This window comes from Methylobacterium sp. ME121 (assembly GCF_000974725.1).
In the GTDB taxonomy this organism is placed as follows: domain Bacteria; phylum Pseudomonadota; class Alphaproteobacteria; order Rhizobiales; family Beijerinckiaceae; genus Methylobacterium; species Methylobacterium radiotolerans.
This window is the reverse complement of sequence record NZ_BBUX01000002.1, coordinates 50,038-62,425: the sequence shown is the minus strand read 5'-3', so window position 1 is coordinate 62,425 and position 12,388 is coordinate 50,038. Positions and strand designations below refer to the sequence as shown.

Below are 12,388 nucleotides of genomic sequence, written 5' to 3'. Positions count from 1 at the left end.
GATCCGCGTCGCTCAGCTCCCGTCGCGGCCCTGGAGGCCGGGGAAGAAGATCTCCTGCCAGTCGCCCGGCACCTTCCGCAGGAAGCCCTGCGTCGCCATCGCCTTGGCCAGGTTCACCATCCCCTTCGGCGCCACGTCGTAGACGATGGAGCCGTCGGTCAGGATCGTCTCGACCTGCGCGCGGTCGATCTGCACCTGCTCGGAGGCGAGGTAGATCGTCGCCGCGCGCTTGGGGTCGCTCCGGATCAGCGCCACCGCGTCCTCCATCCCGGCGCGGATCGCCTGCGCGACCTTCGGGTTCGCGTCGACGAAGCCCTGCTTGGCGTTCAGGGTGGCGGCGGTGATGTCGCCGCTGCCGATCAGGCCGGTCGAGGTCATGATCGCGCGGATCTTGGGGTCCGCCTGCAGGACCTGCGTGAAGGGCGGCGTCGCGAAGTAGCCGGCGATGCCCTGTCCGGCGCGCATCGCCGCGGTGGCGTCCGGATGGGGCAGGCTCACCATCAGCGCGTCGGCCTTGGCCGATCCGCCGAGCTGCTGCGCCGCCGCGACCCGCAGCAGGATCGCCTGGGGCGAGTTGAAGGCTGGGACCGCGATCTTGTCGCCGAAGGTGAAGTCCTTCAGCGCGGCGACGCCGGGCTTGCCTGTGAACAGCGTGTAGACGACCGAGCTCAGGGCGGTGAGGCTCTTGATCTGCTGGTTCCCGCGCGTCTTGTCCCACGCGATCAGGGCGCCGGCCGAGCCGAGGGTGCCGAGCTCGACGCTGTCGGAGAGCAGCGCGTCGTTCATCGCCGTCGAGCCGCTGAAGCGGGTCAGCGTCACGGTCAGCCCGTCGAGCCCGGCCTCCTTGGCGCGCTTGTCGAACAGCCCCTCGCTCTGCGCGATCATCACCGGCAGGTAGACGAGGCCGTACTGGAGACCGATGCGGACGGAGGCCGTCTCGGCCCGCGCCGCCCCGCCGAGGACCGGAAGCGTCAGCGCGGCGACGAGGAGGCGCGCGGCGGCGGCCGCGTGGCGGATCGACATCGGCATTCCTCCCGGACAGGGCCGCGCTTGCCGCGCGGTCTCCCGGTGCCGGTCGGTCAGACCGACGCGACACCGCGGACGAATAGGGCAGAGCGCGGACCCGGCTTCAACCGCCATCGGCCATCTGCTGAAGAATATCACATCCGTGATGGTGGCCACCGATCGTGCCGGCGCTATACTGCCGATCGACGACGATCCGGGGTCGCGTCGCAGCAACGGGGACGCGCCGGCGATGCGCCGCGATCACCACGGCTTCGGGCAGGGACGCGCAGGGCCGTCTTGCGCCATGCGGCTTCCGGGGACCCCGTTCCGCGGGTCCCGGCATGGGTGAGCGCATCGGCGAGCGGGGCGCCGCGTGCACGGACCTGACGGTCGGGGCCGATCCCGCCGGCTCGGATCTGGCCCTGGTGAAGTCCGCCGGACGGGTGCTCCAGATCCTGGAGATGTTCGACGAGATCCAGCGCGAGGCCCGTGTCTCCGAGATCGCCGAGCGGCTGAAGGTCCCGCAATCGTCGACGTCGGTGCTCCTGAAGAGCCTCGTCCGGCTCGGGTACCTCGACTACGACCCGGCGAGCCGCAGCTTCCTGCCGTCGCCTCGTGTGGCGCTCCTCGGCGCGTGGCTCGACAAGGGGCCGGTGCGCGACGGCAGCCTCGTGCGCATGCTCGAGCACCTGTCGGAGCGCACGGGCGGCACGGTGATCCTCGCCGCGCGCAACGCGATCTTCTCGCAATACGTCCACGTCCTGCAGGCGCGCACCGCCATGCGCTTCCACGTCCCGCCCGGGACGCGCCGCCTCGTCGTCTGGTCGGCGACCGGCACCGCGCTCCTTGCCGACAGCCCGGAGGCCGAGATCGGTCCGCTGGTCCGCCGCACGAACGCCGAGGCGCCGGCCGGGCAGCCGCCGATCGCGCTCGCGGCCGTCCTGGCCAATCTGGCCCAACTGCGGCGGGACGGGCATTTCTTCTCCCGCGGCCTCGTCACGCCGGGCGCCGGCTCGATCGCGGTCCCGCTGCCCAAGCGCATCGACAGCAGGGGCCGCCCGCTGGCGGTCGCGGTGTCCGGCCTGCTCGATGAATTCGAGCGTCGGGAAGCGGAGTTCGCCGCGACGATCCACGACGCGGTCGCGCGGTTCCTGCCCGAGGATCCCTTGAGGTCTTGAATCCCAATTGCCGTCGCAATCGCCGCGACCTCCGAAGCGCGCGCACGGCTGCAGATCAAGGATTGCGGGGCTGGAGCGCCCGGCGGCGCGCTAGTGAAGGGCGAGGCCCTGCAGCCTCGAACGCGACCCAGCGGAGACATCATCATCGTGCCCGGCGCCCCATTTGCGCGCAGTTCCGAGCCAACCGAGGTGCCGCCGCGGCCGACCCTCGCCGGCAACACCGCCCTCGGCGTGACGCAGATCGTCCTGTGGGGCGGCACCTTCTTCCTCACCGCGGTCGTCTCGGACCCGGTCGTCGCCGAGACCGGCTGGCCGCAGGCGATGGTGGTGGGTGCCCTATCGCTGGCGATCTTCGTGTCGGGTCTGCCGGCGCCCTTCGTCGGCCGCATGATCCGGCGCCACGGCGGGCGGCCGGTCCTGGTCATCGGTGCCACGATCATCGCGGCCGGCCTCGTGCTGATGGCGGTCGCCCAGACCCTGCCGGTCTTCCTGCTCGCCTGGGTGGTCGCCGGTCTCGGCATGTCGGCCGCGCTCTACGATCCCCTCTTCGCCGCGATCGGCCAGGCCTACGGCCCCGCCGCACGCGGGGCGATGACGCAGATCGCGATCTCGTCGGGCTTGGCGGTCTCGCTCTGCTGGCCGGCGACGCGGTTTCTGGTCGATCATGTCGGCTGGCGCGGGGCCTGCCTCACCTACGCGATCCTGTCCGTCGCCTTCGTGGCCCCGCTCTTCGCCTGGGCGCTTCCGGCGCGGAGCCGGGCTGCTGCAGGACCGACGCCGCCGCGGCCTGCCGGGCCGGCGGGGTCGGCCGAAGCCGCGCGTCTGCCGGCCGAGCGCCTGCTCGCGGTGACCTTCACGATGGCGGCGATGATCATGACCGCCGCCTCGGTGCAATTGCTCAACCTGCTCCAGACGCTGGGCGTCGGCGGCACCGCCGCCGTGGCCCTGACCGGCCTGATCGGTCCGGCCCAGGTCGGCGTGCGCGTCGTCGAACTCGCCTTCGGCCGCCGCGCCCATCCGGCCTGGGCCCTGCTCCTGTCGAGCGCCAGCGTCGGGCTCGGCCTCCTGCTGCTGGCGACTTTGCCGTCGCTGGCGTGGCTCGCGATGCTGCTCTACGGCGCCGGCAACGGCATGCGCACCGTCGTGCGGGGCACGCTGCCGCTGGCGCTCTACGGACAGCGCGAATACGCGGCCGCGATGGGCCGGCTCGCCCGCCTGCCGCTCCTCGGTCAGGCGGTCACCCCGCTGGCCTGCGGCTACATCGCCGAACGGTTCGGCCTCATGCCGCTGCTGGACGTCATGCTGGCCGTGGCGGCGATCAATCTCGGCCTGTCCCTCTGGGTCTTCGGCTTCGCGATGCGCCGCCCGAACGAGCAGGCGTGATCGGCTCCGCGCGCCGGTCACGGAAGCGAGGCAGCGTTCCGCGGGGGGCTCGCCCGGGCCGTCCGCAGCGATCCCCGATGCCGCGTCCAGGCGTGCCCCGGGGTGCTGACAGACGCCAACGCCCCCGGGCTGGCCGTTTCCATCCCACGCGAACGACCTGATGGCGCCCGGCATCACTGAGCGGGACGATCGACTGCGGCCGTCAAAAACGCTATCGCCTGATTGACAGATTGTCGGACGATATGCTCAATTCGAGTCGCGGATGAGATGCACCCGCGAGGAAGAGCCGGTTCAACCGGCCGCCTGAAGGAAACGCCCGCATGGACGCAGAGATCTACAAGATCTACGCGATCAAGTACGCGCATCATCACCGTATGGCCCGCGAGAACTTCATCGGCGGGGACATCCACGATGGGCCAATGCCGATCGACTACTTCGTGTGGGTCGTCGCGGGCGCTGGCCGAACGATCGTCGTCGACACGGGCTTCGACCGGGCGATGGCGACGAAGCGGGGCCGCGACATCGTCCGGCCGGTCGAGGAGGGGCTGGCGCGGATCGGGGTCGACCCGCTTCAGATCGAGGACGTCGTCCTGACCCACCTGCACTACGACCATGCCGGCAACCACGACCTGTTCCCGAAGGCCCGCTTCCATGTCCAGGAGCGCGAGATGGCCTTCTGCACCGGCCGCTGCATGTGCCACCCGGAGGTCCGCCACCCCTTCGCCGCCGAGGACGTGAAGGCGATGGTGGACCGGCTGTTCGAGGACCGCGTCCGCTTCCGCGAGACGACCGACACGCTGTATCCGGGGATCACCCTCCACCGGGTCGGCGGGCACTCGGATGGCCTGCAGATCGTCCGGGTCCGCACGGCGCGCGGCTGGGTCGTTCTGGCCTCCGACGCCGCGCACTTCTTCGCCAATATCGGCCGCCGGCTCGCCTATCCGATCGTCTTCAACGTCGGCGACATGTTCGAGGGCTACCGGACCGTCCGGCGCCTGGCCGAATCCGAGGATCACATTGTCCCGGGCCACGATCCGCAGGTTCTCGCGATCTACCCGCCGGCGGCCGAGGATGTCGCCGGATGGATCGCGCGCGTCGACCTGCCCCCGACCGCTTCACCGACCTACTGACTGGAGGATTCCATGATCGTCGAGATGCGTGTCTACTACTGCGCCCCGACACGTCTGCCGGCCCTGCTGGAACGCTTCCGCTCCACGACGCTCGGCTTCTTCCAGAAATACGGCATCGAGCAGATCGGCTTCTGGACCACGCTCGTCGGTCCCGACAACCACGCGCTCACCTACCTGCTCAAGTGGGACGACATGGCCCAGCGCGAGGCGCGCTGGAACGCCTTCCAGGCCGATCCGGACTGGATCGCCGCCCGCGCCGAGACTGAGAAGGACCGGCCGATCGTCGCCCGGATCGAGAACACCTTCCTCAGCCCCACGGACTTCTCCGCCCTGCGCTGACGGGGACACGCGGCGTCGAGCCGCTCCGGCTGTCGCCCAGAGGGACATTCACGGCATGGAACAGAGAACCATCGGCGTCATCGGTCTCGGCATGATGGGCGACCCCATGAGCCGGTGCCTCGCCAAGGCGGGGCACGTGCTCCGCCTGCTCGACGCGGACGCGGGCCGGACCGACGCGCTCGCCCGGGACCTCGGCGCGACGACGCTGACGCGGGAGAACGCCGCCGGGCTCGATCTCCTGATCACGATGCTGCCGAACTCCGCCATCGTCGAGGCGGTGCTGCTCGACGAAGGCTGGGCCGACGCGCTTCCGGTCGGCGCCACCGTGATCGACATGAGCTCGTCGGAGCCGGTGCGGTCCCGCGCGCTCGGCGAGACGCTCGCCGGGAAAGGGCTCGGCTACCTGGACGCGCCGGTCTCGGGCGGCGTGAAGCGGGCGGTCAACGGCACGCTCGCGATCCTCGTCGGCGGCGCGGCGGACCTCCTCGCCCGCTGGCGGCCGGTGCTGGAGGCGATGGGCACCTCCGTCCTGCATATCGGCCCGGCGGGATCGGGCCACGCCGCCAAGGCGCTGAACAACTTCGTCTCCGCCGCGGGCCTGCTCGCCACCGTCGAGGCGCTCCACGTGGCCCAGCGCTTCGGCATCGCGCCGGAGGCCATGACCGACGTGCTCAACGCCTCGTCCGGGCGCAGCAACACCTCCGAGAACAAGGTCAAGCAGTTCATGCTCAGCGGCAGCTTCGCCTCGGGCTTCTCGCTGAAGCTGATGGACAAGGATCTCGGCATCGCCGGGGCGCTGGCCGAGTCGGTCGACTACCCGCTCGACTTCGGCCGCCACTGCATCGAGACCTGGCACGCGATCGCCGGGGAGGTCGGGCCCGCGGCCGACCACACCGAGATGTACCGCCTGCTGGCCAAGGGAGCCTGAGACGATGGCACTCCCGGACCTGAGCCGCTTCTACATCGACGGCGCCTGGGTCGAGCCGGTCGCGGCCCGGCCGTTCCCGCTGATCGATCCCGCCACCGAGACCGCGTTCGGCACCCTCGCGCTCGGCAGTGCCGAGGATGTCGACCGGGCCGTCCGCGCGGCCCGCGCCGCCTTCCCGGCCTTCTCGGAGACGGCGCCCGCCGCGCGCGTCACGCTGCTGCGCCGGATCCTCGCGCTGTTCGAGGAGCGGTTCGAGACCTTCGCCGAGACGATCCGGCAGGAGATGGGCTCGCCGATCGGCTTCGCCCGCAAGGGGCAGGCGGCGCGGGGACCGGCGCACCTCAACGCGCTCATCGAGGTGATGGAGCGCTTCGCCTTCGAGGAGGATCGCGGCACCACCCGGATCCGGCGCGAGCCGATCGGCGTCTGCGGTCTGATCACCCCCTGGAACTGGCCGATCAACCAGATCGTCGTGAAGATCGCCCCCGCGCTCGCGGCCGGCTGCACGATGGTGCTGAAACCCAGCGAGTACTCGGCCGTCAGCGCGATGCTGTTCGCGCAGGTCCTGCACGACGCGGGCGTTCCGCCGGGCGTGTTCAACCTCGTCAACGGGGACGGCCCCGGCGTCGGCGCGGCGATCGCCTCGCATCCGGGGATCGACATGGTCTCGTTCACCGGGTCGACCCGCGCCGGGATCGAGATCGCCCGGGCGGCGGCCCCGACCATCAAGCGCGTCGCGCAGGAGCTCGGCGGCAAGTCCGCCAACATCCTGCTCGAGGACGTCGACTTCGATCAGGCGGTCCGGCGCGGCGTCGCGGCCTGCTGCACCAATTCCGGCCAGTCCTGCTCCATCCCGACGCGGATGCTCGTGCCCCGAGCCCGGATGGACGAGGCGGCCGCCATCGCGGCCGAGGCGGCCTCCGGCTTCCGGCTCGGCCCGACCGCGGATCCTGAGACGGATCTCGGCCCGGTGGTCAACCGCACCCAGTACGAGCGCGTCGTCGGGCTGATCCGCACTGGCATCGCGGAGGGCGCGCGGCTCGTCGCCGGCGGCCCGGAGCGGCCGGACCACCTGGACCGCGGCTTCTACGTCCGTCCGACGGTGTTCGCCGACGTGACCCCCGACATGACCATCGCGCAGGAGGAGATCTTCGGCCCGGTCCTGTCGATCCTCGCCTACGACAGCGAGGACGACGCCGTCGCGATCGCCAACGGGTCGCGCTACGGGCTCGCCGCCTACGTGCAGGGGCGAGACCGCGACCGGGCGCGCGCCGTGGCGCGGCGGCTGGTCGGCGGCCAGGTCCACATCAACTACCCGCCCCCGGACGTCCACGCGCCCTTCGGCGGCTACCGCCAGTCCGGCAACGGCCGGGAATGGGGCGAGGCCGGTCTCCAGGAATACCTCGAGACGAAGGCGATGATCGGCTTCGGCCTCGACTGATCCGTCCCGCGTGATGCGGCCGGCGTCTTCGCGCGTCGGCCCCGACCAGGAGAAGTAGATGTCCGACGAGAGCGAGCTGTTCGGTAAAGGTTTCGAGAACCGCAAGACCGTCCTCGGCGCCGCCCATGTCGAGAAGTCCTGGGCCAATGCCGACGCGTTCAACCGGCCGGTCCAGCGGCTCGTCACCGAGTATTGCTGGGGCGCAGTCTGGGGCGACGAGACGCTGCCGTTCAAGACCCGCAGCATGCTCAACATCGCCATGCTGACCGCGATGAACCAGCACCACGAGCTCGGCGTCCACGTCAAAGGCGCGCTCAACAACGGCGTGACCAAGGACGAGATCCAAGCCGTGCTGATGCAGGCCCTCGTCTATTGCGGCGCCCCGGCGGCCCTGGCCGCCTTCCGCACCGCCTCTGCGGCGATCGCCGCGTGGGACGCGGAGCAGGCCGGCGGGCGCTGATCCCGCGGACGACCGCGCGGGCTCGGCGCCCGCGCCCACGCTCCGACGCAGTCAAAAAAGTTGCGCGGCAGTACAACAGGGAGGGAGACGCCATGTCGGTCACGTCGGCGGCCTTGGCAACGGACGCAGCGGGCGCGCGCCCGGCCTCGTCCCAGTCGATCGAGGAGAAGCGACGAAGCGCCATCCGCGGCGCGTTCTTCTCCGAATACATCGACATGTTCGACATCTACCTGCCGGTGGTCGCGCTGGCGCCGGTGATGTTCATGTTCCAGCCGAAGAACCTGTCACCCCAGATGGAGACGGTGCTGGCGTCGCTGGTGTTCATCACCACGCTGCTCGGCCGCCCGATCGGCGCGCTGATCTTCGGGCTGATCGCCGACAAGGTCGGGCGCCGGGCCGCCTCGATCTACTCGGTGGCGGGCTTCGGCGTGATCACGCTGCTGATCGGCCTGCTGCCCGGCTACGAGACGCTCGGCCTCGCCTCGTACATCCTGCTGGTCCTGCTGCGCTTCCTCGACGGGATCTTCCTCGGCGGCGGCTACACCGGGGCGATGCCGCTCGCCATCGAGTACTCGAAGAAGGACAAGCGCGGCTTCGTCGGCGGCCTGATCATCGCGGGCTTCCCGGCCGCCTATGTCAGCATCAACCTCATCACGATGCTGATGTTCTACCTGTTCCCGCTGGACGGGCCAGGATCGCCCTACACGGTCTGGGGCTGGCGCATCCCCTTCATCGTCGGCGCGGCGCTCGCCGGCCTGCTCGCCCTCTACTACGTCCACAAGGTCTCGGAATCGGAGGTCTGGAAGAAGGAAGCGGCCGGCGGCGCGGTCCAGGCCGAGACATCACCCATGGCGGGTCTGCTTTCCGGGAAGGGCGGGCGCGATCTCCTGCAGGTCCTGCTTCTGATGACCGGCTTCTGGACGACGCAGAACATCATCACGATCTACATGCCGACCGGTCTGCTGGTGAAGACCCTGCACCTCGACGGCTTCGCGCTGACCGCGACGCTGATGATCTGCTACACGATCCTGTTCTTCAGCTACATCGGCTCCGGACTGCTGGGGCAGATGATCGGCCGCCGGCGCTTCTTCCTGGTCGTCGGCCCGCTGATCGCGACCGTCGGCGCGTACATCCTCTACACGCTGACCGTCACGCCCGGGATGGCCTTCGGCACCCGCGTGCTGCTGGTCAGCCTCCTGGCGGTGATCGTGACCTCGCCCTGGGGCGTCATCGTCACCTACATCAACGAGCGCTTCGCCACGGATGTCCGCGCCACCGGCTTCGGCATCGGCTTCAGCCTCTCGGTGGTGATCCCGTCCTTCTACGCCTTCTACATGGACTGGCTGAGCGCGCTGATGCCGCTCGCGCTGACGCCCGTGGCCCTGCTGATCGTCGGCGGCCTGATCGGCACCGTGGGCGCGCTCATCGGGCCGGAGACCAGGGACGTCGATTTCGGCACCGGGCACTGAGACGGACGCCGCGCGGAGGTTGCAGCATGAACGGGAACCGGATCGGCTTCATCGGGCTCGGCAACATGGGCGGCCGCATGACGCGCCGCCTGACCGGGGCGGAGATCGACGTCGTCGGCTTCGACACCGACCCGGAGGCCGCGGCGCGCTGGGGCGCGACGGAAGCGGCCTCGATCGCCGCGGTCGTCGAGGCGGCGGACGTGGTCCTGATGTCCCTGCCCGACAGCAAGGTGGTCGAGCGCGTCGTGCTCGGCAAGGGCGGCGTCCTCGCGGGCTGCCGGCACGGGCAGATCGTCGTCGACCTCAGCACGGCCTCGGCCAGCTCGACGCGCCGCATCGCCGCGGCGCTGGCCGAGCGCGGCGTCGCCTATGTCGACGCGGGCATCTCCGGCGGCGCCGCGGCCGCCGAGAAAGGGACGCTGACCCTGATGGTCGGCGGCGATCCGGCCGTGATCGACCGGCTGGGCTGGGTGTTCGCGCCGATCGCCCGGAAGGTCGTCGTGATGGGCGGCTCCGGCGCCGGCCACACGACCAAGCTGCTCAACAACTTCCTGAACGCGGTCAGCCTCGCCGCCACCGCGGAGGTCATGGTGGCGGGCCGGAAGGCCGGGCTCGACCTGCACCGGCTCCTGGAGGTGCTGAACGCCTCCAGCGGAGTCAACTTCGCGACGCTGAACCGCTTCCCGAAGATCGTCGACGGCGACTACCTGGAAGGCGGCCTGACCGGCAAGCTGATGACCAAGGACGTCGTGCTCTACACCGATCTCCTGCACGAGCTCGGCGTCGCCTCCCTGAACGCGTCGGGCCCGATGGCGAGCTTCGGCCTCGCCACGGCGCTCGGCTACGGCGACGTCATCTCCAACCGCGTCGTCGACGCCATCGGCGACGTCTCCGGCGGTGTCCGGCTTCACGGCAACCGACACGAGAACTGAGAGGATACGATGCAGATCTTCCACGGTCGCGAGAACAGCGCGAAGTCCGAGAGCCGCGGGCCGACCTTCACCGGGCAGGTCTGGGCCGATCCGGTCATGCCGTCGACGGGCGGCGTGATGATCAACAACGTCTTCTTCACGCCCGGCGCGCGGACCTTCTGGCACGCGCACGCGCAGGGTCAGATCCTGCAGGTCACCGCCGGCAAGGGCTGGATCTGCGTCGCGGGCCAGCAGGCGCAGCCGATCCGGGCGGGCGACACCGTCTGGATCCCCGCGGACGAGCGGCACTGGCACGGCGCGGCCGCCGACAGCTACCTGATCCACACGGCGATCTCGCTCGGCAAGACCGACTGGCAGGACGAGGTGGTCGAGGCCGATTACGCCGGAGCCACGGCATGACCGGAACCGCCCCGAACCCGGAGAGCCTCCGGCACACCGTGCAGGGCGAGCTCGGCTACTGGGATCCCGAGCAGGCGGCTCTGGCCGAGCTGGCCCCGGGCTTCCTCGACGCCTGGGCGCGGCTGGCGACGGTCCCGGTGCGCAAGAACCATCTCGGCGCCAAGGACCGCGCCCTGATCGCGCTCTCGGCCGCGACGGCCGCGACCCACCTCTACGCGCCCGGAACCCGCCGCCAGATCCGCAACGCCCTCGACGCGGGCGCGACGGCCGACGAGATCACGGAGGTGCTCGCGCTCACCGCGACGCTCGGTATTCACGCCTGCAACATCGGCGTGCCGCTGCTGCTGGAGGTGCTGGAAGAGGCTGGCCAGCGGAGCGGCCCCGCGCCGCTGACACCGCGCCAGGAGCAGCTGAGATCCGACTTCACCCGCGACCGGGGCTACTGGCACACGTTCTGGGACGGTCTTCTCGAACTCGATCCCGACCTGTTCGAGGGCTACCTCGACTTCTCGGCCTGGCCCTGGCGCCACGGCGTGCTCACGCCGAAGATGAAGGAGTTCGTCTACTGCGCCTTCGACGCGGCGGCGACCCATCTCTACGTGCCGGGCCTGAAGATGCACATGAAGAACGCCCTCGGCTACGGGGCGACCAAGGAAGAACTCATGGAGGTTCTCGAGATCGTCAGTCTGATCGGCATGCACGGCGCGGAACTGGCCGCGCCGATCCTGCGCGACGAGCTGGAGGCTCGGGGCCGGGGCTGACGGGCGCGCTGCGGGGCATGCCTTGCCACCCGAGGCCGCGCCATGTCACCCGTGCGGCCCAGCCGCGATCCCCGAACACCCAGCGATGAACAAGATCAGCGCCATCCAGCCGGACACGCTCCGTCGCAAGGTCGAGGACGCCGTCCGCGAGGCGATCACCTCGGGCGTCTACGCCCCCGGCGAGCGGCTGATCGAGCGCGAATTGTGCGAGGGGCTCGGCGTCAGCCGCGCCTCCGTGCGCGAGGCCCTGCGCCGGCTCGAGGCCGAGAAGCTCGTCCACACGGTGCCGCATCGCGGCCCGGTCGTGGCCTCGATCTCGGTGGAGGAGGCGCGTCAGCTCTACGCACTGCGCGCCGTCCTCGAGGGCTACGCGGCGCACGAATTCGCCACGCAGGCCGCGGATGCCGCCATCCTGCAGTTCGGGCGGGCCGCGGCGGATCTGCGCGAGGCCGCCGGCAGCGGCGACACGGACCGCGTCCTGCGCGCCAAGGGCATCCTGTACGACGTCATGCTCAGCCATTGCGGCAACGATCTCGTCCGCGAGATCCTCCGCGGGTTCTACTCCCGGATCAACCTGCTGCGGGCGACATCCCTGATGCATCCGGAGCGGCTGCCGCACAGCCTCGCCGAGATCGACGCCCTCGTGGCCGCTTTCCAGAAGCGGGACGCCGCGCAGGCGGAGCAGCTGGCCCGCCTCCACGTCACCAACGCGTGCGCGGTCGCCCTGAAGCAGCTCGCGTCTCGGACCGCGCAGACGCCGCTCGACGCGGTGAGCTGAGCCGAAACCCCTCGGCCGCGAGCCCGCCCGTCCTTCGGCCGACCCGCTGACACGATCCGGTGCCGGTCGCCGGCGATGGCCGACCAGCCATGCCGCCAGGCCGGGGAGGGGCGGCGGGGCGCGCCGCAGCGCGCGTTCGCCGCCGATGCGCCTTCCGGCGACTCATGGAACGCGATGATTTGTAC

At 70.6% G+C, this 12,388-nt stretch carries 13 protein-coding genes; 12 read left to right on the top strand and 1 reads right to left on the bottom strand.

Features of this window, described 5'->3' with window-relative positions:
* Positions 1–12: 12 nt before the first annotated feature.
* Positions 13–1,023, bottom strand: a complete 1,011-nt coding sequence (locus tag ME121_RS02740; protein WP_245337767.1) for an ABC transporter substrate-binding protein — start codon at positions 1,021–1,023, stop codon at positions 13–15.
* 323 nt (positions 1,024–1,346) lie between these two features.
* Between ME121_RS02740 and ME121_RS02735 the strand changes: the two genes are divergently transcribed.
* From ME121_RS02735 to ME121_RS02680, 12 genes are all read left to right on the top strand, one after another.
* Complete coding sequence (locus tag ME121_RS02735; RefSeq protein WP_059408314.1) at positions 1,347–2,183, top strand: IclR family transcriptional regulator; 837 nt, start codon at positions 1,347–1,349, stop codon at positions 2,181–2,183.
* Between the two features lie 189 nt (positions 2,184–2,372).
* The gene (locus ME121_RS02730) at positions 2,373–3,566 is read left to right on the top strand and encodes an MFS transporter (RefSeq protein ID WP_245337768.1); all 1,194 of its coding nucleotides are present in this window, start codon (positions 2,373–2,375) and stop codon (positions 3,564–3,566) included.
* Positions 3,567–3,886: 320 nt separating this feature from the next.
* A complete protein-coding gene (locus tag ME121_RS02725; protein ID WP_012320200.1) occupies positions 3,887–4,696 on the top strand; it encodes an N-acyl homoserine lactonase family protein in 810 nt (269 codons plus the stop codon).
* Positions 4,697–4,708: 12 nt separating this feature from the next.
* Entirely contained in the window at positions 4,709–5,035 is a 327-nt protein-coding gene (locus ME121_RS02720; protein WP_053621025.1) for an NIPSNAP family protein, read from the top strand.
* A 55-nt stretch (positions 5,036–5,090) separates the two neighbouring features.
* Positions 5,091–5,963 carry an NAD(P)-dependent oxidoreductase gene (locus ME121_RS02715; RefSeq protein ID WP_059408313.1) on the top strand — a complete coding sequence of 291 codons (873 nt, stop codon included), beginning with the start codon at positions 5,091–5,093 and terminating at the stop codon, positions 5,961–5,963.
* Positions 5,964–5,967: 4 nt separating this feature from the next.
* Positions 5,968–7,404, top strand: a complete 1,437-nt coding sequence (locus ME121_RS02710; RefSeq protein WP_059408312.1) for an aldehyde dehydrogenase family protein — start codon at positions 5,968–5,970, stop codon at positions 7,402–7,404.
* Between the two features lie 58 nt (positions 7,405–7,462).
* Positions 7,463–7,864, top strand: a complete 402-nt coding sequence (locus ME121_RS02705; RefSeq protein ID WP_059408311.1) for a carboxymuconolactone decarboxylase family protein — start codon at positions 7,463–7,465, stop codon at positions 7,862–7,864.
* 92 nt (positions 7,865–7,956) lie between these two features.
* Positions 7,957–9,333 carry an MFS transporter gene (locus ME121_RS02700; protein WP_059408310.1) on the top strand — a complete coding sequence of 459 codons (1,377 nt, stop codon included), beginning with the start codon at positions 7,957–7,959 and terminating at the stop codon, positions 9,331–9,333.
* Between the two features lie 26 nt (positions 9,334–9,359).
* Positions 9,360–10,265, top strand: a complete 906-nt coding sequence (locus tag ME121_RS02695; RefSeq protein ID WP_029358585.1) for an NAD(P)-dependent oxidoreductase — start codon at positions 9,360–9,362, stop codon at positions 10,263–10,265.
* Positions 10,266–10,274: 9 nt separating this feature from the next.
* Positions 10,275–10,664, top strand: coding sequence for a cupin domain-containing protein (locus ME121_RS02690; RefSeq protein WP_024829427.1), 390 nt, complete (start codon positions 10,275–10,277; stop codon positions 10,662–10,664).
* Positions 10,661–11,425 carry a carboxymuconolactone decarboxylase family protein gene (locus ME121_RS02685; protein ID WP_059408309.1) on the top strand — a complete coding sequence of 255 codons (765 nt, stop codon included), beginning with the start codon at positions 10,661–10,663 and terminating at the stop codon, positions 11,423–11,425. The genes ME121_RS02690 and ME121_RS02685 overlap by 4 nt, the downstream gene beginning before the upstream one ends.
* 85 nt (positions 11,426–11,510) lie before the next feature.
* Positions 11,511–12,203, top strand: coding sequence for a GntR family transcriptional regulator (locus tag ME121_RS02680; protein ID WP_024829429.1), 693 nt, complete (start codon positions 11,511–11,513; stop codon positions 12,201–12,203).
* Positions 12,204–12,388: the final 185 nt, after the last annotated feature.

Coding starts and splice junctions, on each gene's coding strand:
- ME121_RS02685 (WP_059408309.1), top strand. CDS start 10,661: ATGACCGGAACCGCCCCGAACCCGGAGAGCCTCCGGCACACCGTGCAG.
- ME121_RS02740 (WP_245337767.1), bottom strand. CDS start 1,023: ATGTCGATCCGCCACGCGGCCGCCGCCGCGCGCCTCCTCGTCGCCGCG.
- ME121_RS02705 (WP_059408311.1), top strand. CDS start 7,463: ATGTCCGACGAGAGCGAGCTGTTCGGTAAAGGTTTCGAGAACCGCAAG.
- ME121_RS02700 (WP_059408310.1), top strand. CDS start 7,957: ATGTCGGTCACGTCGGCGGCCTTGGCAACGGACGCAGCGGGCGCGCGC.
- ME121_RS02725 (WP_012320200.1), top strand. CDS start 3,887: ATGGACGCAGAGATCTACAAGATCTACGCGATCAAGTACGCGCATCAT.
- ME121_RS02720 (WP_053621025.1), top strand. CDS start 4,709: ATGATCGTCGAGATGCGTGTCTACTACTGCGCCCCGACACGTCTGCCG.
- ME121_RS02735 (WP_059408314.1), top strand. CDS start 1,347: ATGGGTGAGCGCATCGGCGAGCGGGGCGCCGCGTGCACGGACCTGACG.
- ME121_RS02680 (WP_024829429.1), top strand. CDS start 11,511: ATGAACAAGATCAGCGCCATCCAGCCGGACACGCTCCGTCGCAAGGTC.
- ME121_RS02715 (WP_059408313.1), top strand. CDS start 5,091: ATGGAACAGAGAACCATCGGCGTCATCGGTCTCGGCATGATGGGCGAC.
- ME121_RS02710 (WP_059408312.1), top strand. CDS start 5,968: ATGGCACTCCCGGACCTGAGCCGCTTCTACATCGACGGCGCCTGGGTC.
- ME121_RS02690 (WP_024829427.1), top strand. CDS start 10,275: ATGCAGATCTTCCACGGTCGCGAGAACAGCGCGAAGTCCGAGAGCCGC.
- ME121_RS02695 (WP_029358585.1), top strand. CDS start 9,360: ATGAACGGGAACCGGATCGGCTTCATCGGGCTCGGCAACATGGGCGGC.